The organism is Alteromonas antoniana, assembly GCF_019249295.1.
GTDB classification, from domain to species: Bacteria; Pseudomonadota; Gammaproteobacteria; order Enterobacterales; family Alteromonadaceae; genus Alteromonas; species Alteromonas antoniana.
In genome coordinates this window covers 276,705-297,427 of sequence record NZ_JAESDH010000002.1, presented here as the reverse complement: position 1 = coordinate 297,427, position 20,723 = coordinate 276,705, and the positions used below count along the sequence as shown (strand labels likewise).

Annotated in this window: 18 protein-coding genes; 7 read left to right on the top strand and 11 right to left on the bottom strand. The window is 47.7% G+C overall.

All coding sequences use genetic code 11. The annotated features are described in order from the left end of the window. Nucleotides 1-223: 223 nt before the first annotated feature. From JKP77_RS02550 to JKP77_RS02535, 4 genes are all read right to left on the bottom strand, one after another. Nucleotides 224-589 carry a hypothetical protein gene (locus JKP77_RS02550; protein ID WP_218309637.1) on the bottom strand — a complete coding sequence of 122 codons (366 nt, stop codon included), beginning with the start codon at nucleotides 587-589 and terminating at the stop codon, nucleotides 224-226. A 210-nt stretch (nucleotides 590-799) separates the two neighbouring features. Continuing rightward, a complete protein-coding gene (locus JKP77_RS02545) occupies nucleotides 800-2,920 on the bottom strand; it encodes a prolyl oligopeptidase family serine peptidase (RefSeq protein WP_420840030.1) in 2,121 nt (706 codons plus the stop codon). Nucleotides 2,921-2,930: 10 nt separating this feature from the next. Continuing rightward, nucleotides 2,931-6,086 carry an efflux RND transporter permease subunit gene (locus tag JKP77_RS02540; RefSeq protein ID WP_218309635.1) on the bottom strand — a complete coding sequence of 1,052 codons (3,156 nt, stop codon included), beginning with the start codon at nucleotides 6,084-6,086 and terminating at the stop codon, nucleotides 2,931-2,933. Further along, complete coding sequence (locus JKP77_RS02535; protein ID WP_218309634.1) at nucleotides 6,083-7,309, bottom strand: efflux RND transporter periplasmic adaptor subunit; 1,227 nt, start codon at nucleotides 7,307-7,309, stop codon at nucleotides 6,083-6,085. Before JKP77_RS02535 ends, JKP77_RS02540 begins: the two co-directional genes overlap by 4 nt. A gap of 354 nt (nucleotides 7,310-7,663) precedes the next feature. Here JKP77_RS02535 and JKP77_RS02530 point away from each other — a divergent pair, with 354 nt between their 5' ends. Next, the gene (locus tag JKP77_RS02530; protein WP_218309633.1) at nucleotides 7,664-7,972 is read left to right on the top strand and encodes an isoamylase early set domain-containing protein; all 309 of its coding nucleotides are present in this window, start codon (nucleotides 7,664-7,666) and stop codon (nucleotides 7,970-7,972) included. Between the two features lie 127 nt (nucleotides 7,973-8,099). Here JKP77_RS02530 and JKP77_RS02525 read toward each other — a convergent pair whose 3' ends face one another. Both JKP77_RS02525 and JKP77_RS02520 read right to left on the bottom strand, forming a co-directional pair. After that, complete coding sequence (locus JKP77_RS02525; RefSeq protein ID WP_218309632.1) at nucleotides 8,100-9,026, bottom strand: electron transfer flavoprotein subunit alpha/FixB family protein; 927 nt, start codon at nucleotides 9,024-9,026, stop codon at nucleotides 8,100-8,102. Beyond that, nucleotides 9,023-9,775 carry an electron transfer flavoprotein subunit beta/FixA family protein gene (locus JKP77_RS02520; RefSeq protein ID WP_218309631.1) on the bottom strand — a complete coding sequence of 251 codons (753 nt, stop codon included), beginning with the start codon at nucleotides 9,773-9,775 and terminating at the stop codon, nucleotides 9,023-9,025. Before JKP77_RS02520 ends, JKP77_RS02525 begins: the two co-directional genes overlap by 4 nt. Nucleotides 9,776-10,110: 335 nt before the next feature. Here JKP77_RS02520 and JKP77_RS02515 point away from each other — a divergent pair, with 335 nt between their 5' ends. The 5 genes from JKP77_RS02515 to fldA all read left to right on the top strand — a co-directional run bounded on the left by JKP77_RS02515 (nucleotide 10,111) and on the right by fldA (nucleotide 14,009). Then, the gene (locus JKP77_RS02515; protein WP_218309630.1) at nucleotides 10,111-11,760 is read left to right on the top strand and encodes an electron transfer flavoprotein-ubiquinone oxidoreductase; all 1,650 of its coding nucleotides are present in this window, start codon (nucleotides 10,111-10,113) and stop codon (nucleotides 11,758-11,760) included. 113 nt (nucleotides 11,761-11,873) lie between these two features. Beyond that, on the top strand, nucleotides 11,874-12,272 hold the full coding sequence (locus tag JKP77_RS02510) for an H-NS histone family protein (protein WP_218309629.1): 399 nt from the start codon (nucleotides 11,874-11,876) through the stop codon (nucleotides 12,270-12,272). A gap of 67 nt (nucleotides 12,273-12,339) precedes the next feature. Continuing rightward, a complete protein-coding gene (locus JKP77_RS02505) occupies nucleotides 12,340-13,116 on the top strand; it encodes an alpha/beta fold hydrolase (RefSeq protein WP_218309628.1) in 777 nt (258 codons plus the stop codon). Between the two features lie 119 nt (nucleotides 13,117-13,235). Beyond that, a complete protein-coding gene (locus JKP77_RS02500) occupies nucleotides 13,236-13,454 on the top strand; it encodes a DUF2788 domain-containing protein (RefSeq protein WP_218309627.1) in 219 nt (72 codons plus the stop codon). Nucleotides 13,455-13,484: 30 nt separating this feature from the next. Beyond that, a complete protein-coding gene (fldA, locus tag JKP77_RS02495; protein ID WP_218309626.1) occupies nucleotides 13,485-14,009 on the top strand; it encodes a flavodoxin FldA in 525 nt (174 codons plus the stop codon). A 345-nt stretch (nucleotides 14,010-14,354) separates the two neighbouring features. On the opposite strand, the gene JKP77_RS02490 is transcribed toward fldA, so the two are convergent. After that, nucleotides 14,355-16,361: a methyl-accepting chemotaxis protein gene (locus JKP77_RS02490; RefSeq protein WP_218309625.1), complete on the bottom strand. Its 2,007-nt coding sequence runs from the start codon at nucleotides 16,359-16,361 to the stop codon at nucleotides 14,355-14,357. Between the two features lie 446 nt (nucleotides 16,362-16,807). Here JKP77_RS02490 and fur point away from each other — a divergent pair, with 446 nt between their 5' ends. Further along, nucleotides 16,808-17,233 carry a ferric iron uptake transcriptional regulator gene (gene fur / locus JKP77_RS02485; RefSeq protein WP_218309624.1) on the top strand — a complete coding sequence of 142 codons (426 nt, stop codon included), beginning with the start codon at nucleotides 16,808-16,810 and terminating at the stop codon, nucleotides 17,231-17,233. Between the two features lie 223 nt (nucleotides 17,234-17,456). Here the strand turns inward: fur and JKP77_RS02480 are convergent, their stop codons facing one another. The 4 genes from JKP77_RS02480 to JKP77_RS02465 are packed head-to-tail and all read right to left on the bottom strand — an operon-like array spanning nucleotide 17,457 to nucleotide 20,722. After that, nucleotides 17,457-18,323 carry an aminotransferase class IV gene (locus tag JKP77_RS02480; RefSeq protein WP_218309623.1) on the bottom strand — a complete coding sequence of 289 codons (867 nt, stop codon included), beginning with the start codon at nucleotides 18,321-18,323 and terminating at the stop codon, nucleotides 17,457-17,459. 5 nt (nucleotides 18,324-18,328) lie between these two features. Beyond that, nucleotides 18,329-19,270 carry a 5-oxoprolinase subunit C family protein gene (locus JKP77_RS02475; protein ID WP_218309622.1) on the bottom strand — a complete coding sequence of 314 codons (942 nt, stop codon included), beginning with the start codon at nucleotides 19,268-19,270 and terminating at the stop codon, nucleotides 18,329-18,331. Then, nucleotides 19,260-19,952, bottom strand: coding sequence for a 5-oxoprolinase subunit B family protein (locus JKP77_RS02470; protein WP_218309621.1), 693 nt, complete (start codon nucleotides 19,950-19,952; stop codon nucleotides 19,260-19,262). Before JKP77_RS02470 ends, JKP77_RS02475 begins: the two co-directional genes overlap by 11 nt. Beyond that, the gene (locus JKP77_RS02465) at nucleotides 19,949-20,722 is read right to left on the bottom strand and encodes a 5-oxoprolinase subunit PxpA (protein WP_218309620.1); all 774 of its coding nucleotides are present in this window, start codon (nucleotides 20,720-20,722) and stop codon (nucleotides 19,949-19,951) included. The genes JKP77_RS02470 and JKP77_RS02465 overlap by 4 nt, the downstream gene beginning before the upstream one ends. Nucleotide 20,723 lies beyond the last annotated feature (1 nt).

Below are 20,723 nucleotides of genomic sequence, written 5' to 3'. Positions count from 1 at the left end.
CCTAACGCAGTGCACAATAGAAAAGGCCAGCTTCGAGAGCTGGCCTAATAACTGTCAACCTATATTAGGACGACACAGATGCTCCAATATGCGATAAACCGGCACATCTCACACCATTATACTGTGAACATAAGTTGTCCAGTGGCTTAACACGTCACACAGCATCGCGGTGAACGTTATTGTCGCCTCAGGCAATTGGCAGCTTCTATACACCTGTTTCCTGTTAAGCCGCTTCTCGTTCCTGCATTCTGTAACGTTTCTGAATCAGGGTCGCCAGTTTTTTACACGCTGAGACTGAGCGTGTGTCGCGCTGATAAAAGACCTGCTCGACTATGTTTCCGTTATTATCAACCAAATAACTGGCCAGTCTGCACTGACGATGCTGCAGATAAAAATGGTGATACTTCAACCGACTGCCCAGCGGCAACATCATGACCTTCTGATACATGCAATAGGGAAGTTTTAAATCTACCACTTTCGGATCAGCAGGGCGTAACTCGGTGACTGACTGAAATCCATTACTTCCTGGTGAAAGCTTAATACCCTGTGCTGTCAATAATTTATCAAGTGCTTTAATGCCTGTTTCCATCACTATCGCCTCTTAACTGTTTACATATACAGTATATGTTTATTTATACAGTTATCAAGTGAATCGTTCACTTTTTATTCGCCACAGGCAAATCAAAGAAAATACGCCAGCGTGATTGCACGCAAATGCACGGCTCTCCCGAACGGCTTAACATAAAAAAACCGCAGTGTTGGCTGCGGTTTTTTCCGTTGCGATTGAAAATATCAGCAGTTAGCGAAGCGCTTCTTCCAGAAATGCCCACTGGTCGGCATAGCTTTCAATTCTCATCCAGGTAGGTGTGCCTGCGCCATGTCCTGCGCGGGTTTCCACGCGCAACAATATTGGATTGTCGCAGCCCTGGTCGCGCTGAAGCGCAGCAGCAAACTTATAACTGTGCCAGGGCACTACCCTGTCGTCATGATCTCCGGTGGTAATTAAGGTTGCCGGATAGCACACCCCTTTTTGCGTATTGTGCACCGGCGAATACTTGTACATCGCCGCAAATTCATCTTCGTTTTCACTTAGTCCAAAATCAGATGACCAGGCGCGGGCATTGGCACTTGGTGTATGGTAACGCAACATATCCAGTACACCGACGGCAGGTAATGCTGCACCAAAAAGCTCGGGTCGCTGGGTTAATGAGGCGCCTACCAGCAGTCCACCATTGCTTCCGCCCTGAATCGCAAGTTTGCCCGGAGAGGTATATTGCTTCTCAATCAGATACTCACCCGCAGCAATAAAATCATCAAACACATTCTGTTTCTGTAATTTCGTTCCTGCTTTGTGCCACTCACGTCCGTATTCGCCACCACCTCTGAGGTTGGCAATCGCCAGAACATTGCCCTGCTCTAACCACGTCATGCGTGACACCGAGTAGCCAGGCAGTAAACTGATGTTGAAGCCACCGTAACCGTAAAGAAGCGTTTTATTGTTTCCGTCTAACGTCATTCCACGCTTGTGCACGATAAACATCGGAATGTCGGTGCCATCTTTGCTGGTATAGAAAACCTGCTTGGTTTCGTATGCGTCCAGATCGACAGGAACCGAAATGGTTTTGTATAACCGGCTTTCAGCGCTTTCTAAATCGTACTCGTATATTGCCCCCGGATTGGTAAAGCCAGTGAGCTTGTAATACGTCTTGGCACTGTCTTTATCACCGGAAAACCCATCTACTTTGCCAATCCCGTCGAAATCGATGTCACTGAGTTTATCCCCTTCAAGGCTATAGACAGATACCGCTGACTTTACGTCCTTGATGTATTGAGCAAACAACTTACCGTCCAGAACCGAAACTTCATCAAGAGCTTCGGCCTGAGCAGGAATAACTTCCCGGAGGGCGCCTGACTTGGTATTCAGCGCAATCACGCGTCCCGTTGGGGCATCCTTGGTGGTGTAAAAGAAAAGCTCATCGCTATTTTTATCAATAAAGTTATACAGTGCGTCCCATTTTGCCAGTAGTGGCTCAGGCGTCGCTGACGCCTGAGTCAGGTCAAGCGTGTAAACGGCATTCGTCTCGTAGCCATCCCATACGCTTATCAACAGGGTCTTTCCCTCATTGATCACTATCGGATAAGGGTTCCAGGCAGGCTCATTGCCAAATGCCACTACCTGCCTGTCATCGCTTTGAGGCGTACCAAGCTGATGAAACCAGATACTAACGCTTTTACTGTCGTTCCACTTACCGTCCGTTTTGGGGTAGCGGGAGTAGTAAAAGCCACTCTCGTCAGGCAGCCATGAGACATTAGTAAACTTTATGCCTTCGATGACAGAGGGCTCATCCTCAAGCGAGTTGACGTCGCGCACATGGATAGTTTTCCAGTCGGTGCCGCCGTCTGACGTGAAATATGCAATTTTGTTGGCTTTCGGGCTGATTTCATAACCGGCCATAGACACCGTGCCGTCATCGCTGAATGTGTTAGGATCGATCAGCACATCAGGTTCGCTGTCGGCACTACTGGCCATCCACAAAACATATTGATTCTGCAGCCCGTTATTGTGCGAATAGAAAAATTTTCCGCCCTTCGTAAACGGCACATTATATTTCTCATAATCCCACAATGCCGTCATGCGCTTTTTATACATTTCACGGGTTGGCAGCGCTTCAAGATAGGGCCGCGCCAACTGGTTTTGTTGCGCTACCCACTCTGCCACTTCACTGCTTTGCGTATTTTCCAGCCAGCGGTAAGGATCGCTGACCATGGTGCCATGATAGCTATCCGTCTGAGTGACCGTCCGGGATACCGGATACTCTACAGTTTTTGTATCGGCTCGGGTATTTTCCGATACGCTACAGCCACTTGCCAACAACCCAATGCCGGCAACCGCGACGATTTGCACTATGTATTTTTTTATAACTGCCATGCTAATTTCCCTGTGAAACTCCGATCCCGACATCATCTCCGGGCTGCTTCTTTTTGCCTTTGAATGCGGTTTTTATGTCATTCAGAATAAGGTACAAAGAAGGTACCAGTAACAATGTGATCACTGTGGCAAACAGAATACCGAAGGCCAGTGAAATTGCCATAGGTATCACTATCTGGGCCTGTAAACTGCGCTCGAAAACGATGGGCAATAACCCCATAAAGGTAGTCAGAGAAGTCAGAATAATCGCTCTGAAACGCTGCGTGCCTGCGCTGATGGCCGCCTCTTTTAACGAATGCCCTTCTTTGCGGGCCCGGTTAACAAAGTCCACCATAATCAGACTGTCGTTCACTACCACGCCCGATAGTGCGATAATTCCGCAAATCGAAAGCACACTGACCGCCATATCCAGCACCAGATGGCCCACGATGGCACCAACAATACCAAACGGTATGACAGACATGATAATCAGCGGCTGAGAATAGGAGCGCAAGGGGATCGCCAGCAGCGCGTAAATGGCGAACAATGCGAACGCAAGCCCCTTAAGTAACCCCATCGTTGCTTCCTGCTGTTCGCGTGAATTTCCCTGCAGCTCAAAGCTAACGCGCGGGTAACGCTCCAGCAAATCAGGCATAATTTCAGAAACCACCTCACGGGTCACTTCGCCGGGATCTAACTGGGCTTTATCTACCTTTGCGGTTACCGTAACAGAGCGCTCGCCGTCTACACGAATGATGGTATCGAAGCCCTGACCGAGGTCGATGTTACCCACTTCTTCAAACGGCACTTCGTCCCCACTGGGCGTTCGGATGCGCATTGTCTCAAGATGCTCAATGCTGGTGCGCTGCTCCTTGGGATAACGCACCATCACTTTAATTTCCTCTTCATCACGTTGTATACGCTGCACTTCCGCACCATAAAAGCCGTAACGTACCTGCTGCCCCAGTTGCTGCAGTGAGATGCCTGATGCTTCTGCCTGGGGTGTTAGCGACAACTGAATTTCATCGCTACCGCCTGAAAACGTATCGTTTATGTCTGAAACGCCGTTAAAAGCTTCTAATCGTTCCTTCAGCTCCTGGCTGATACTGCGCAGTGCATCAATATTCGCAGAGTTAAACTCAAAGCTGAGATCAGAGCCGCCCCCTGGCCCACCAGGCGATCCGATGCTTAGCGTCTTAACACCAGCGATTTCCGGCATTTGCTCTCGCCATAACTGTTGGATCTCGGTATCACTGCGTTCGCGGGTTTCGCCTTTTGTCAGCTCAACAAACACCTGGCCGCTAAGCGTACCGTTGTCAAAAGCGATGGCGTGACTCACAACACCGCTGCCGGTTTCACTTTTAATGTTGTCATCCATCCGATGCATAGCGTCAAGTAACGTCGAGATGGCATTATCACGTTGTTGCAATGACGAGCCCGGCTCTAGCTCAACCGTGGCCATCATAAAGTCACTTGGAATATTCGGGAAGAAAACAAAGCGCACAATACCACCACCAAAGAGCCCGATAGTCAGGATAAGCATCGCCAGGAACGTCGATAACGTCACGTAACGATTGCGTATCGCCTTCTCCAGAAATGGGGCGTACTTGTTTTGTACAAAGCGCTTAATGCCTTCACTGAAAAAGTCACGGAAACGCTGAAGCCGGTTAGCTTTCTCCGGGTTGTAGGGTTTGAGCTTCATATGCACTAAGTGCGCAGGCAATATCAGCTTGGACTCAATCAGAGAGAAAACCAGACAAACAATGACCACGAGGCCAATGGTCTTCCAGATAACGCCAAACGGCCCGGACACCATTAACATGGGCGTAAACGCGGCAATCGTGGTCAGTACGCCGAAGGTGGCGGGCATGGCGACTTTTTTCACGCCGGCGATCACATTGTCTGTGCTGTGCCCCTTTTTATCGATTTCCGAATACGCTGATTCCCCCATGATTATCGCATCGTCCACGACAATCCCGAGAACCAGGATAAAAGCAAACAAACTCAACAGGTTTATGGACACGCCAAGGGCATCAATAGGAAGTACCAGTAAGGTCCCTAAGAAACACACAGGAAGCCCGACAATAACCCAAAACGCCAGTTTCAGTTTCAGGAACAGGGAAAGCACGATGAACACTAACAAGGCGCCAAAAAACATATTTTCCAGCATCATGTTTAACCGATCTGCGAGATAGAACGAACTGTCCCCCCAGGTGTCAGCGTTGATATTACCGGGAAACGTTTCTTTGGCTTTTTTGATATAGCCGTTGACCTGCTCTGAAATCTCAAGCGCATTCTGATCGCCCACCGCACGCACGCGAAGGCTGACCGCCGGCTTGCCATCGAACAGTGCATACTGGTTGTTTTCAATAAACCCGTCATTAATGAAAGCCACATCGCCAAGCGTCACCCGGGTGCCACTGGCATCAGTCAACAGCACGATTTGCGCAAAGTCCCAGCCGGTATAGGCCTGGCCCTTGGTTCTTAGCAAAATATCGCCGTTGTCCGTGCGGATAGAGCCGCCGGGTAAGTCCACACTGGTTTGCCGCAGCCGGTTAACCACATCTGAGAATGTCAGGTTATAGCGCTGTAAATCAGCTTCAGAAAGCTCGATAGAAATTTCATAATCCCGCGCACCGACTACCTGAACACTGGATATGCCCGGTAAATTGGCAATGTCATCCCGCATGCTTTTCGCGAACTCTTTAAGCTCGCGCTCTGAAGCATCGCCATATACGGAAATCCAAATTACGTCCTGCTGGACTTTCTGGCGATATACCACGGGCTTTTCGGTATTGCCGGGGAAACTTGGAATGGCATCCACCTGTACCTTCACTTCATCAAGCAGCGCCTGAACATCATAGTCCTCTTCAGCCTCAATACTGACAGTGCCCATTCCTTCAACTGCCGTAGACGTTATCTGCTTGATCCCTTCCAGATCTTTTATCGCTTCTTCAACTTTGAGTATTACCCCCTCTTCGACTTCCTGAGGGGCGGCACCAAGGTACGGCACGCGAACGTTAATGACATTAATGTCGAAGGTAGGAAAGATTTGTTTCTGAATACCAATTGCCCCGAAAATACCGCCGATCAGCAGCATCCACATCAACAGGTTTGCCGCTACGCTGTTGCGTGCAAACCAGGCAATTACACCGTGTTTTGTATCTATCCGGCTCATTCTGAATCCTCCTGAGTGATACTGCTGGTATCGTCAGGCTTATCCTTTTTGGCTTCTTCCGGCATTTCAGGCTCATCACCCGGTAATCGTACTTCCATTCCATCGAAAGGATTCGGCACAGCACTGACGACTACCAGCTCACCGTCTTCAATCCCTGATGAAAGATACACGCTATCAGCACTGGTGCGCACCACTTCAACAGGTTTAATACGAAGTTTTCTGTCTTCATCCACTACCATAACCGTGTTATCAAGTCGCAGCGTTGTCCGTGGTAAAACAATTAAATCTTCAGCTTGCGTGCCGCTAATTTCAGCTTCAACAAACTGCCCAAACTGCAGTGCAGTTGCTGCATCGTTGCCGGCATTGCGCTGGTACGGATCGGTAATTTCGGCAATAACATAAATCACACGACTGGCGCTGTCTCTGACGCCTTCCGTTCGTGTGAGCGAAGCCTGCCAGCGGCGCGTTTTACCTGCCACAGAGGCGGTCAGTTCTACATTATTCTGGCTACCCTGAGCCTTTTTCACATCTAAAAAGGCCAGATCACTGTCTGTCACCGGCAGCCTGATTTCTGCAACATCAGTAGAATATACCGTCCCAATCATGGTGCCGGTGGCGACATACTGGCCCAAATCAATATTTCGCTCGACAATCAGTCCGTTATAGGGTGCTTTAATTTCGGTGCGGTCAAGATTACGTTGTGCACGCTCCAGTTTTGCTTCCGCCGCTTTCACATTGGCCTGTTCACGGGCTAACTGCGGTTTTCTTAGACCCAGCTCAGGGGGAACCACACTGTTAACTGAGCGCCATTCTGCCTGGGCCACTTTGCCGCGTGCGATTTCTTCTTCCAGTGCCGCTTTTGCCTGTGCCAGTTCTGCCTCGGCCAGTTTTACATCGGTCACATAATCGTCTTGTTCCAGCGTTGCCAGTACATCACCTTTTTTTACCATACCACCGGAGACAAATTGTTCAGACAGCGATACCACACGTCCACTGACCTGCGCGCTAAGACTGGTTTTATTTTTTGGAACGACGTTTCCCTGAGAGGTAATTTTGAATGTGACAGGCTGAGTATTCACTGGCTTGGCATCTACCAGGAACGCTTTTTCTTCAACCGGCTTTTTCTCGGGCGGCTTGCGGCTTTTTACCATTATCGTAGCCACAGCAATTGCCACAATTAATATGAGCAGAGGGATCCCTGCTTTCATAAGCGAATTCTTCATTACCATCCCTTTAGCGTAGATTGACCGTGCGTTAAACCGAGACTTTAATTAAGCCCTGTTAGTACACTGATTTTTATTTTTATGCGTGGCTAGTGTAGCCCCTTTGTTGTCTGGCTGCTTTGAGAACTTTGTAAAAATTATTAACGACGTTACGTTCAACGTGACAAATACCACGATGATGTGAGGCTTTCTCCGAAATCATCTTACGGGTTTATCGAAATGCCACCATTGCAGTATACTATTTACACACATAACGTAATCAAATAACGAAAAAACTTGCTTGACCCACCAAAAATGGTGATTATTTAGCCTTACCATGTAATTTTATTACACCATTGTGATGAGAGACAATCCATGAGCCTGAAGAAACAATACCTGAAGTCAAAACCTGTATGCAAAGTCACTTTTCGGTTAAGCGCTAATGAGGCGCACGCCGCGAAATCGGCAAAGTTGGTTGGAGACTTTAACGCGTGGGACGAAAGCACTCAGCCAATGAAAAAGCTAAAGAATGGCGATTTTACGCAGACAGTCACGCTTGAAAAAGATAATGAATACCAGTTTCGTTACTTGCTAGACGATGGTAAGTGGGAAAATGACTGGGCCGCTGATGCCTATTCACCGTCAGCCGTATCTTTCGAGGACAACTCGGTAGTCCGGGTGTAAAACGTGATGTAGAAGTGGCGGTAAAAAAGCAGTGTAAGACAGGATCTAGCGTTGGTATCCTCTACCCTGCTTTGTATGCACAAAAAAGGCCGCATTAAGCGGCCTTTTAGCAATACGTTGTATATAGTTACAGCGCTTTTTCCAGTTCTGGCAGCACATCAAACAGATCGCCAACAAGACCATAATCAGCGACCTGAAATATCGGTGCCTCTTCGTCTTTATTAATGGCAACGATAACTTTTGAATCTTTCATTCCCGCCAGGTGTTGAATCGCTCCGGAAATGCCCACCGCGATGTAAAGCTGCGGTGCAACGATTTTACCGGTCTGACCGACCTGCATATCGTTAGGTACAAAACCGGCATCCACAGCGGCACGTGATGCGCCAATAGCGGCACCAAGTTTGTCAGCAATGCCTTCCAGTAAAGAGAAGTTTTCACCGTTTTGCATGCCACGACCACCAGAGATAACCACTTCTGCTGCTGTCAGTTCCGGACGTTCAGATTCGGTCAGTGATTCGCTGACGAAGGCGGACTTGTCAGCCGTTTTCACGATATCAATAGCAGAGACTTCGGCGCTGCCATCGTTGCCCGCTGCATCAAAGGAGGCAGCCCGGACAGTAATGACTTTTACACTATCAGATGACTGAACCGTAGCAATCGCATTACCTGCGTAGATTGGACGAACAAAGGTATCGGCACCTTCTACCCCAATAATGTCGGAAATTTGCGCTACATCCAATAGTGCCGCGACACGTGGCATAAAGTTCTTGCCTGTCGTGGTTGCTGCCGCGAGAATGTGTGTATAACCTTCGGCCATTTCAACCAGAAGATCCGCTGTATTTTCCGCAAGCTGATGACCATACGCCGCGTTGTCAGCAACCAAGACTTTGCTCACACCCGTCAGCGATGCAGCACTTTGTGCCACAGCATCGCAACCTTCGCCGGCAACCAGCACGTGGATGTCATCCCCCATCTTACTGGCGGCATTAATCACTTTCGCCGTGTCTGGCTTCAGTTCTGCATTATCATGCTCTGCGTAAACTAAAATGCTCATGAAATCACCTTCGCTTCGTTTTTCAGCTTATCTACCAGTTCGGCGACATCAGCCACCTTGATACCACCTTCGCGCTGCGGTGGCGGCGTCACTTTAATCACTTTCACGTTAGATTCCAGTGACACGCCAAAATCGGCAGCCGGCTTAACATCCAGCGGCTTACGCTTGGCTTTCATGATATTTGGTAAAGATGCATAACGCGGTTCATTCAGGCGAAGATCCGTCGTTACCACTGCAGGCAACGTCAAGCCAACGGTTTGCAAGCCGCCGTCAATCTCGCGAGTCACGTTTACTTTACCCTCTTCGACAACCACTTCAGAGGCGAATGTACCCTGAGGCATGCCGGTAAGGGCAGCAAGCATTTGCCCGGTCTGGTTGTTGTCTGAATCAATGCTTTGTTTACCCAGAATAACCAGTTCAGGCGACTCTTCTTCAACCAGCTTGGCAAGAAGCTTTGCGACCTGAAGCGAATCCAGAGACTGATCTGTCTCAATTTGGATACCGCGGTCAGCGCCTAGCGCCAGCGCCGTACGAATCTGTTCCTGGCATGCCTTATCGCCAATAGAGACGACAACAACTTCTTCCGCTATGCCCTTTTCTTTTAAACGAACAGCCTCTTCCACAGCGATTTCACAAAACGGATTGATCGCCATTTTTGCGTTCGTTAGATCAACGCCAGAGTTGTCTGATGTCACTCTCACCTTGACGTTATAGTCAATTGCGCGTTTGACCGGTACGAGTATTTTCATAGTTACCTCAATTGTTGAGTTTGCCGGTGTCGTGGCACCGTCACGCATCTTGAATTACCTGAGAAAGAACAACTGCAGGCAAGCAGTTTTCATCCAGATCCTGTTACTGCCAGTAAAAGCCTATACGGCAACAGGGGTAAACTCAAAGTTCCGTAATTCGAATGTGTCGCATGAATTAACGTTAACGTAAACCTGTTGGCAATGTACTTACTGTTGACGTAAACGTCAACCTGGATTACCTTTCAGGACGACAATTAATTTACATGTTTTTGACACTCAGCATTATTTGTTTCATCAATAGTGCATTATAAAAAATAAAGAAAAAGGAGCCTCCTGTGGAACGAGAATCGATGGAATTTGACGTTGTCATCGTCGGTGCCGGACCTGCAGGTCTGTCCACTGCGTGCAGACTGATGCAACTAGCCAACGAAAAAGGCCAGGAATTAATGGTCTGTGTGGTGGAAAAAGGCTCTGAAGTGGGTGCCCATATCCTTTCCGGTGCCGTATTCGAGCCCCGCGCACTGAATGAGTTATTTCCGGACTGGAAAGAAAAAGGCGCTCCGTTAAATACGGAAGTCACCGAAGATCATATTTATCTGCTGAATGATGACACATCATCACGCAAGCTGCCCAACGCCATGACGCCTAAAACCATGCACAATAAAGGTAACTACATTGTGTCGATGGGCAACGTGTGTCGTTGGCTGGCTGAGCAGGCAGAACAACTGGGCGTTGAAATCTTCCCCGGCTTTGCAGCGGCTGACATTTTTTACAACGACGATGGCAGCGTAGGTGGCGTCATCACCGGCGACATGGGCGTAGGTGAAAACGGTGAGCCTAAAGATGGCTACATGCCAGGCATGGAATTGCGCGCCAAATACACCGTGTTCGCAGAAGGATGTCGCGGTCATCTGGGCAAAACATTAATTGAAAAATTCGAACTTGATAAAGACAGTTCACCTCAACATTACGCCATTGGCTTTAAAGAAATCTGGGACGTTGATCCAGAAGTCCATCAGGAAGGACTGGTTGTTCACTCTGCCGGCTGGCCGTTGTCGGATGCGACGGGGGGAAGTTATCTTTATCACGCAGAAGACAATCAAATTCTTGTAGGATTAATCGTAGATTTAAACTACGAAAATCCGCATTTGAGTCCGTTTGATGAGTTTCAGCGGTTAAAGCATCACCCTGTCATCAGCCAGTATCTGAAAAATGGCAAACGCGTTTCTTACGGCGCAAGAGCGATCGCGAAAGGCGGGTTTAATTCGCTTCCCAAAATGACTTTTCCCGGCGGCCTGTTAGTGGGTTGCAATGCCGGCACGTTAAATTTTGCGAAGATAAAAGGCAATCACACAGCAATGAAGTCGGGCATGATTGCTGCTGAAACGATTTTTGACGCCATCTCTGAAAACCCGGAATCTCCGGCTACGAAATTAAGCGCATTTACAGACAACTTTAAAAACTCCTGGGTTTACGACGAATTGTATCGTTCTCGCAATTTCGGACCCGCAATCCATAAATTTGGTAACTTCTGGGGCGGTGCTTTTAATACCCTGGAGCAAAACTTTTTTGGTGGCAATATGTTCGTTAACCTGAAAGACGAGCATAAAGATTACGCGCAAATGAAAACCGCAGACGAACGTCAAAAGCCGGATTATCCAAAACCGGACGGCGTGTTAAGTTTTGACAAATTATCCTCTGTATTTTTATCCAATACGAATCATGAAGAAGATCAACCCTGCCATCTGCAATTAAAAGATGACAGTATCCCAATTCAGATTAATCTTCCAAAATATAACGAACCTGCGCAGCGCTATTGCCCTGCAGGGGTTTACGAAGTAATCGAAGAGGAAGGTGAGAAGAAATTTCAGATCAATGCGCAGAATTGTGTTCACTGCAAAACTTGCGACATTAAAGATCCTTCACAAAATATCCGTTGGGTGGTTCCGGAAGGGGCCGGCGGTCCGAATTATCCAAATATGTAAATACCAATAAAGGACTAAAATAAAGAAAGCAGTTTTATACTGCTTTTTTTTTGTCTGATTTTTAATTACTATCAATAACGAACTACTTATTTCACTAAACGCAAGGTTAATAAATGAGCGAATTCTTAGATATTTTAACCCACGGAAGACGTTTACAAGGTGCGACAAAGGAACTTAGCATTAAAGAACTGGAATCAGTTCAGGATAAATTAGCGAATATCATCGAAAAACGTAAAGAAAAAGCGCAGGAAGAAGAAAAAGCAGAGCAAGAAAAGCTGGCAAAAATCGCTGAAATCCAGAAGCAGATGGAAGAAGCTGGTGTTAATGTTGATGATTTAAAATCGCTTACTGCTGAAGTCCCTAAGAAAAGCACAGGGAAAAAACGTCCGGTAAAATATCAGCTCACCGATAAAGAAGGGAAATCACACCCCTGGACAGGCATTGGTCGCATGCCAAAAGTATTTAAAGAAGCTATCGAAAACGGTAAAAAGTTAGAAGACTTTTCTATCTGAACCTTATCCAGAGCCGCTTATCCCTAAGCGGCTTTTTTCTTATTACTACTTATTGCTTCTTAATTCTATGTCCACACTTCTACATTTTTCACGCACAGGTTCACAAGATAAGCGTCCGGTGGTTGTTCTGCTTCACGGCTTATTTGGCGATTTGAATAATCTTGCCTCTGTCCGTAGGCATCTGGAGTCTGAATACGATGTTATCTCTGTTGACCTTCCGGATCATGGGCAATCCCCGCACTTTGACGCGTTTACCCTTAGTAACGCGGTTGCCTGTCTGAAAGCGACTCTCGCCCACGCTAATGTGACAGAAGCAACGTTACTCGGTCACTCTTTGGGTGGAAAAGTCGCGATGCGATTTGCGCTTGATTATCCCGAGAAGGTAACCCGGTTGTTGGTCGCTGATATTGCACCGGTTCATTACCCTCCTCGCCACCAGCAGGTTATCGGAGGCCTTGAAAACGTCGATCTGGATACATTGTCCAGCCGTAAACAAGCGGAAGCGCAATTGGCCGAACATATCAGCGAACCCGGTGTAAGGCAGTTTTTACTTAAAAGCCTTTATCAGACTGAAAACGATAGTTGGAATTGGCGATTTAATTTGTCCGGCTTAAAGCAAAGCTACGATCAAATCAGCAGCTGGGAAGACACTGACGCCACATTCAACGGAAAAGTACTGTTCATTAAAGGTGCCAATTCAGACTATTTACAGCCTTCTCATCGAGACGCCATCGGGAAATATTTCCCCCATGCAAAAGCCCATATCATAGAAGGTGCTGGTCACTGGCTTCATGCTGAAAAACCACAGGCATTTAATGCAATTGTTGAAAAAAATTTAAAATAATGTAACTGAATTCTGCGTAGCTTTTTTAGCAATTCGCTTCAGGTATTTTTAAACGTTTTTCACTCTGACAGACGTATAGACTGTGATATAGTTTCGCCGATTTTATTTTAAGACAGATTATGCTTGCAGAAAATTACGAACTGATAGAGACCATCATGCTTTACGGCGGCCTTGTATGCCTTTTTGCGTTGATGGGCTTTGCGGTACACGACGTATTGAAAAAGAATAATGTTCCTCTTATAGGCCGTGTCGTTGCTTATGGCGTTCTGGGCCTGGGTGCGCTTGGCTTCGTCGCGAAAGGGATCATTGAGTTATTCTGGTTAAGTACGGGCGTGTGAGTAAGCAAACAGAGAAAACAGAGGTAGGTTATGGCTAGTGTTGGCCTGTTTTTTGGCAGCGATACCGGGAATACCGAGCATGTCGCCAAAATGATTCAGAAAGAATTAGGTAAAAACCTGATTGATGTTAAGGACATTGCGAAAAGCAGTAAAGAAGAAATCGCCGAGTTTGATCTGCTGATTTTCGGTATCCCCACGTGGTATTACGGTGAAGCGCAATGTGATTGGGACGATTTTTTTCCGGAACTGGAAGAAATTGATTTCAACGACAAACTTGTTGCTATCTTCGGCTGTGGTGATCAGGAAGACTATGCGGAATACTTTCTCGATGCGATGGGTATGATCCGCGACATCGTTGAGCCTAAAGGCGCTATTTTGGTTGGTAAGTGGCCAACCGCAGGCTATGACTTTGAAGCGTCAAAAGGCATGGCAGATGATGACCATTTTGTAGGCCTGGGTATTGACGAAGACAGACAACCTGAGCTTACTGATGAGCGCGTAAAAGCCTGGTGTAAACAGATCCATGATGAACTTTGTCTTGCTGAGCTCGCCTGAGAAAGTGTGAATTAGCTGGCATTAGATTCAAAAATGCAAAAACGGTAGCTGCGTCTCTTCGCAGTCATACGATAAGGGGTTACAGAGCAGTTCATATGTAACTGTTGGTAACCCTTTTTTATTGCAGCTGTATAAAACACCTTACAAAATCTGCATAAACGGCTGCAAGGCGCACGCGCTGTGTTTATAGCCCGACAATCTGATATCCGCAACACCAACGCTTTCTGTGGTAACAGGGTAGCAGCAACCTCCACTCCATATTACCTGTTTATCAGGTAACCGATTGCTCAGAAACTTGACTAGCCACCGGTTGGCCAGGTCTTACCAATGAGCATAGTCTTACCATCACAACTGAAACCTTTCAACCGCCCTTTTCAGTTGCTCCATCTGCTCGTCCAACTGCATAGTCGATTCATTTGCCTGTCGCGTGCTCTGGGCACTGGAATCGGCTAACTCAACAATGGTAGTGAGGCTGCTGGCGACATCCGCCAACAAATCATCCTGTTGCTGCGTATCTGTCACTATGTGTTGGTTTATCTGACTGAGCTTCACAATGATGGTGCGAATATTTTCTACCTGATGACTTACCTGCTCAGTAATCTCCACGCCTTTGTTAGCCTGCTCACGGCCCAGATTAATGGCTTTTACCGCCTGTGCTGCGTCTTTTTGTAATGAGCCTATCATCGACTCAATTTCTTCTGTGGAGTTATGCGTTCTGTTTGCCAGCGTTCTGACTTCATCAGCAACAACCGCAAAGCCTCTGCCCTGCTCTCCGGCTCTGGCAGCTTCGATAGCGGCGTTCAGTGCCAACAGATTCGTTTGCTCAGCGATGGTTTTAATCACGTCCAGAATACTGCCTATATTGCGGCTGTTTTCATCCAGGCGATGTATGACCTGCGCAGATGCCTCCGCCTGTTTAGCCTGATTATTAACCTGCTGGCGGTTTTCTTCTACCAGCTCGGCAATTGCCTGACTTTGTGCCGTGACTGTATTAAGCTCACTCATGGCAACGTTTATCTGGTCCAGATTACTGCGACTGGTATCCCTGACAACCTGGGTGTTACCTGACGTCACTTTTACCTGCTCGCGCTGCGCATCGACGTCCAGCAGGCTTTTTTCGCCCATAGATACGCTTTCCTTGGTGACGGAAACCAGCTTTTTTTCTTGCTCAAGAATATTCCCCACCAGTTCGCGCAGGCTATCGGTAAGACTGTTTACTTTTACCGCCAGCGCCGAAAATTCATCGTTGCCGGATTCTTCAAGTTTGCGGGTTAAATCACCTTTACTAAGTTGCGATAAGCCCCGATTAATACGGGCCAGCGGCCTGGCAATGCTTCGGGTAGAAATGGTGGCCAAAAATATTGCTGCAACCAGACCCACCACCGACACCACAATATTCTTAACCAGGTTGTCCTGAACCGTATTTAAAATTTCGTTCTGGCCGTTAAGGGTTGAGCCACTGACATTTTCAAATAACCGGTTAATTTCTGCCAGCGCTTCATCTAACGCCTTGTTCGCTGAGAGACGAAATGACTGGCTGGCCTCAATTTGCGCCAGCTTCTCCTGCTGCAGCGAAATTAACCCGCCCTGCCCGGTTAATTGGGTGATGAGATTCTCATACTGCTCGTTAAACATCGCCACCGTTCCGCCGTCATCCACGCCCTCAGCAAGACGGTTAATGTAATTCTTATCAACCTCCAGGTTGCTTAACTGATAATTGAGGTCTTCGACAATATTGTTAGTAACAACCGGGTCGGCGGTAGCGGCAAGCTCCCCTATTGCGGTATTCATAGTAAGCAGCTTGTTGTCAATATTGGTGCCGGCGCCTATCAGGGTTTGGATGCCTGGTTCATCAGGGTCAAGATAAGAAAGGTCCAGCATTAACGCACTTGCTTCATCAGCAGATAACAGTACTTTTTCGAGTTGTTCAGCAATGTCCCCAATCAACACCAGCTTACGCTGCAGAGCGGCATACATTTTCTCACTTTCGCTGACGTAACGTGTACTGGCTTCAATAGCAACATCAGCACTGTCACTCCCGCCCGTAGCCTGCTTTAGTTGCTCGAGGTTGCCAAGAAACGGAGTAGCCAGAGCGTCAAATCGTTCTCTGTTTTTGTTTAAATCAGCTACGGAGGATTCATGAAACCCATTTGCGGTGATCGTTGATAAGGACAATATGTCTGTTTTCACTTCGACCATTTTTGCCTGCACCGGCATCTTATTTTCTACCACATCCACTGCGGAATGACGGATATCATTAAGGCCAAAATAGGAAAGAATACTGGTAAGAAGAAGAAGACACCCAAAAAGGGCAAAACCCAGGGTAATTTTATTAACGACGGTTAACTGCATTCGTGGTCTCGCTTTGAGATTTATACACCTGTCGACATCCAGGTGTATTCCCTTTTTTGTTTACAAGATGTTAATCCAATATTTCAATGAATTAAAAGGGTTTATGAATTAATTTTATGAAAATGCGAAAATCCAATCACTATGAGCGCATTTTCCAACACGTTACTAACCAAATTGGCGTAGTTCCAGAATATGTGTTGCTCGCTTTTATATGACAATTAACGCGCCACAATAAACTTCCAGTCTCTTTTATAATTATATCGGCATCTGACAAAAGTACCTTTACACCAAAGTCGAAAATTTATGGCTATGGGTTTCACACATCTATCCGTTATCCGTTCATTTTTCAACCAACCAGTGACTGTCATGCCGCTTTTACTTCCAAATAAATCAGAGTTACCTATAATACGTCTAACCCCGAAACGCCTTAACAGAAATGGTAGGCCATGGACCAGAATAAAGAGTTAAAAAAAGCAGGCTTAAAAGTCACGTTACCGCGTCTGAAAATTCTTCAAATTCTTCAGGAGCCAGAGAATCAGCACATCAGCGCTGAGGACGTGTATAAAATCCTGATCGAACACGGTGAAGAAATTGGTCTGGCTACGGTATACCGGGTTTTAAACCAGTTTGACGATGCCGGGATCCTTAATCGCCATCACTTCGAAGGCGGAAAGTCGGTTTTCGAAATCAGCCACAAAGATCATCACGACCACCTCGTCTGTCTGAAGTGCGGTAAAGTTATCGAGTTTGAAGATAATGTGATTGAGCAAAGACAGGAAGAAGTGGCTAAGCAGAATAAGATGAAACTGACCCATCACAGTCTTTATCTTTACGGTGAGTGCACCGATGGCAATTGCGATCAGGCAGACTAAATTATCTCGTTTTTGATTGTATCTGAAGCCTGCATTTGCAGGCTTTTTTGTGAGTAGTGATTTCAGGCTCAGTACTACGCCGAGCCTGCTGCATAAGTAAATTTGCGTGTAGAGACGGTAATGCGTTAAAGAAAAGGCATTATCATGTCGTGGGGGTTTGAAGGCGCATTCCCACGTAACACAAAGGACCACGCTCTACTCAACACTATTGAACAACACCGCTTCAGGCTGAAAACTTCACCTGATTGAACGCTTGCAGCGCCTGTAGCCATCGTTTACCCGGCCGACCATCCGCTACCATCTGCCCCTCTATCTCGACCACTGGCGATATTTCCTTACTGGCACTGGTTAACCACACTTCGTCAGCACCTTTCAACTCTTCCAGCGTAAGCACGCGTTCATGACATTCGATCCCCGCCTCGGGTAGTGCCTTCAGTGCAATTTGCCGGGTTATTCCGGGCAACAACTGATGATCAAGAGGCGGGGTAACCACTTTGCCATCGATCACGGCAAACACATTGCAGGAGCTGGCCTCGGTAATCTCGTTACTGGCGTTATAGAGAATGGTCTCATCCAGCCCGGTTTGGTGACTATGCTGATAATGCATCACATTTCCCAACAACGACGTCGATTTGATATTACAACGCTGCCAGCGTTTATCCTGTGCCAGCGAGACTTTCAGAGGCCGCACTTTGTTGATATCTGGCGTAGGAGGCGGTGCAAGCTCAAACGCGAATGCAAATAAGGTGGGGCTGATGTCTTTCGGATAAGCATGGAAACGTCTGGTATCAGCGCCACGGCTTACATGAAGATACACGCCTATATACCCACTCGGGATAAAAGATGTATTTTTCTCCAGCAATGCCGTTACTACTTCAAGCCAGTCTGAAGGTGTCATACCTGAGTGGATATCTAAGGCGGCAAGTCCTTCTCGCATCCGCGACATATGCGCATCAAACCCTATCGGCTTACCTTGATGACAGGGAATGACTTCATAAATCCCGTCACCAAACAGAAATCCCCTGTCCATTGGTGAGATCCGGGCTTCCGTGAGTGGAAGGTACTCACCATTTAAATACGCCGTGGTCATATTGCTTAATTACCTGTAATCGCTCGTCGCCGAGATAGTCGCAAAAGAAAAGATGCACGCGCGTCGTCTGCATCTTCAGGCTGAAATGACACCTGCTCTCCCGGAACCGATTGGGCAAGCCGATTAAGATCCACCGGTGAGACACAACCCAGCTTGGGGTATCCCCCCAGGGTCTGACGATCGCGCATCATGACTATTGGCTGTCCATCCGGTGGGCATTGCACCGCGCCAAGGGTGATCCCCTCGGAATGCATTTCAGAACGCGCGCATTTTACCGGGGTTCCTGATAAACGGTAGCCCATTCTGTCGATTTTATTGGTTATCTTATAGTTTGAGGTAAAAAACAGCTGTTTTGCCACATCGCTGAACCAGCGGCTCTGATAACCTAAAATCACGTTTATTGGAATATCAGAAGAATAATCTGGCCGTCCCCAGGCCGGCACCTCTCGTAGTGTAGTCAGTGGCGTATCCGCTGTTACTGAAATGATGTCTTCAGCAGCGCAGTAACTGCCATCCTTATGCAGACCACCAAGCTTTTCTCTGGCTACGGTGCAGGCGCTTTGTGCTACACGTGGCACATTCCATACTCCTCTTATCCCAAGGTAGTGCCGGGTACCCGTTTTGTGAGGCTCTACCCTAAGACAATCCCCTTCCTTTAAAGGTAATGTTTCCCACAGGGATTGCGTACCAGCGTTAACGCTGACCTTTGCGCTAGGTCCGGTGACAGCGACGTGTAAATCGGCGGTTGCCACAAATTCTGCCGGTCCCACCCATTCAATCGCCGGTGTCCCTTCTGGGTTGGCGCACAACCAGTTTACCCAAAAGAAAGCATCGTCATCCATTGGCCCGGATTCAGAGAAACCACGTTGCTGGTGTATGCCGCGACCGGCATCGATAATCGCGCTCATCAGACCAGGTTGTTGTATAAGCAATCCACTAGCGGTCATAGTGTGCCTCCTCGAACTCTTCCTGACTGATAGGCACATACGTTACAAGATCTCCCACATTAAGCAGCGACCGGGCATGTTTAGCATCAAACATCGACGCTGGCGTCAATCCAAGCAGGTGCCAGCCACCTGGTGACTCTGCCGGATAGATAGCCGTTTGTCTGTCTGCAATGGCTACTGCCCCCTGGGGCACGCGTTGACGAGGCGATGATAAGCGCGGACAGGCCAGCTTTTCATCAAGTTCACCGAGATATGCGAAACCTGGAGCAAAGCCCACTGCGAACACCCGGTATGTCTGGCCACAATGAAGCGCTATGATGTCATCGGTTGAGAGGCCGGTATGCTCGCTTACCAAATGCAAATCATCCGCCGCCTTTGCGCCATACCACACCGGTATGGTGTGTTCCCTGCCCCGGGGATTGGCTCCATGGTCGGACGCTTTTAAATCATGGATAAAACGATACACACCATGGTAGTCAATCATCTGTGGGTGAAAACTTATCACCAGTGAATCATAGGATGGCAGGAGGGCAGCCAGCCATTCTGGTGCCACGGTATCTAAAGCCGATGTCCAACGCTGACAGGATTTATTGGCCTCAACCAACGGAAGATCATGAAAATACAGGATGATGGCGTTCATCCCGGCAGGTTCAATAGATGATATTGTGTTAAACGGTATCATTCGTTGTCGCTACCATAATGATGCTTTTCACCCAATTTTCTGCGCGTCAGCGCCAAACGAATATTTTCTGCAATGGCGATAGCGCCAGGAGAGTCTCCGTGAACACACAAGGTATCGACCTCAAGCGCAAGGCGCTTACCTGACTCAGAGATAATCACCCCATCGTCCATGAGGGTTTCTGCCTGCTTAAGTGCATCGGAATCACTTAATACCGCATTAGGCTTATTTCGCGATACCAAATAGCCGTCATCAGTATAGCGCCGGTCTGAGAAGGCTTCGAAGAGTAGCGGAATGCCAATATCCTCCGCCTGCGCCCGCAAAGCAGCATGCTCCGGATGTGCCTGGATCATCAATGCAAGCTCGCCTTTACCGGCTTCATAAACGGCTGTCATGACGGTACGTCGCAGTGCCACATCTTTCATCAAATCGTTGTACAGTGCCCCGTGGGGTTTAACATAACTGACCTTTGCGTTCTGCATCTTCGCGAGACCGTCGATAGCAGCAATCTGGTATTGCAGACAAGCAGCAAGCTCTGGTGGTTTCATTGCCATGCTGCGACGCCCAAAACCTTGTAAATCAGGATAGGATGGATGTGCTCCAATGGTGACATCATGGCTTATCGCCAGCGCGATGGCGTTTTTCATTGTCACCGGATCGCCGGCATGAAAACCGCAGGCTATATTCGCCTGGTCGATATACACCATGATCTCTTCATCGACCGGCATGGTCCATGCCCCGAAACTTTCACCTAAATCACAATTTAACATCATA

Bases quoted from the DNA above. Each gene is read 5' to 3' on its own strand.
- JKP77_RS02550 (WP_218309637.1), bottom strand. From the start codon at position 589: ATGGAAACAGGCATTAAAGCACTTGATAAATTATTGACAGCACAGGGT.
- JKP77_RS02540 (WP_218309635.1), bottom strand. From the start codon at position 6,086: ATGAGCCGGATAGATACAAAACACGGTGTAATTGCCTGGTTTGCACGC.
- JKP77_RS02535 (WP_218309634.1), bottom strand. From the start codon at position 7,309: ATGAAGAATTCGCTTATGAAAGCAGGGATCCCTCTGCTCATATTAATT.
- JKP77_RS02530 (WP_218309633.1), top strand. From the start codon at position 7,664: ATGAGCCTGAAGAAACAATACCTGAAGTCAAAACCTGTATGCAAAGTC.
- JKP77_RS02525 (WP_218309632.1), bottom strand. From the start codon at position 9,026: ATGAGCATTTTAGTTTACGCAGAGCATGATAATGCAGAACTGAAGCCA.
- JKP77_RS02520 (WP_218309631.1), bottom strand. From the start codon at position 9,775: ATGAAAATACTCGTACCGGTCAAACGCGCAATTGACTATAACGTCAAG.
- JKP77_RS02510 (WP_218309629.1), top strand. From the start codon at position 11,874: ATGAGCGAATTCTTAGATATTTTAACCCACGGAAGACGTTTACAAGGT.
- JKP77_RS02505 (WP_218309628.1), top strand. From the start codon at position 12,340: ATGTCCACACTTCTACATTTTTCACGCACAGGTTCACAAGATAAGCGT.
- JKP77_RS02500 (WP_218309627.1), top strand. From the start codon at position 13,236: ATGCTTGCAGAAAATTACGAACTGATAGAGACCATCATGCTTTACGGC.
- fldA (WP_218309626.1), top strand. From the start codon at position 13,485: ATGGCTAGTGTTGGCCTGTTTTTTGGCAGCGATACCGGGAATACCGAG.
- JKP77_RS02490 (WP_218309625.1), bottom strand. From the start codon at position 16,361: ATGCAGTTAACCGTCGTTAATAAAATTACCCTGGGTTTTGCCCTTTTT.
- fur (WP_218309624.1), top strand. From the start codon at position 16,808: ATGGACCAGAATAAAGAGTTAAAAAAAGCAGGCTTAAAAGTCACGTTA.
- JKP77_RS02480 (WP_218309623.1), bottom strand. From the start codon at position 18,323: ATGACCACGGCGTATTTAAATGGTGAGTACCTTCCACTCACGGAAGCC.
- JKP77_RS02475 (WP_218309622.1), bottom strand. From the start codon at position 19,270: ATGACCGCTAGTGGATTGCTTATACAACAACCTGGTCTGATGAGCGCG.
- JKP77_RS02470 (WP_218309621.1), bottom strand. From the start codon at position 19,952: ATGATACCGTTTAACACAATATCATCTATTGAACCTGCCGGGATGAAC.
- JKP77_RS02465 (WP_218309620.1), bottom strand. From the start codon at position 20,722: ATGATGTTAAATTGTGATTTAGGTGAAAGTTTCGGGGCATGGACCATG.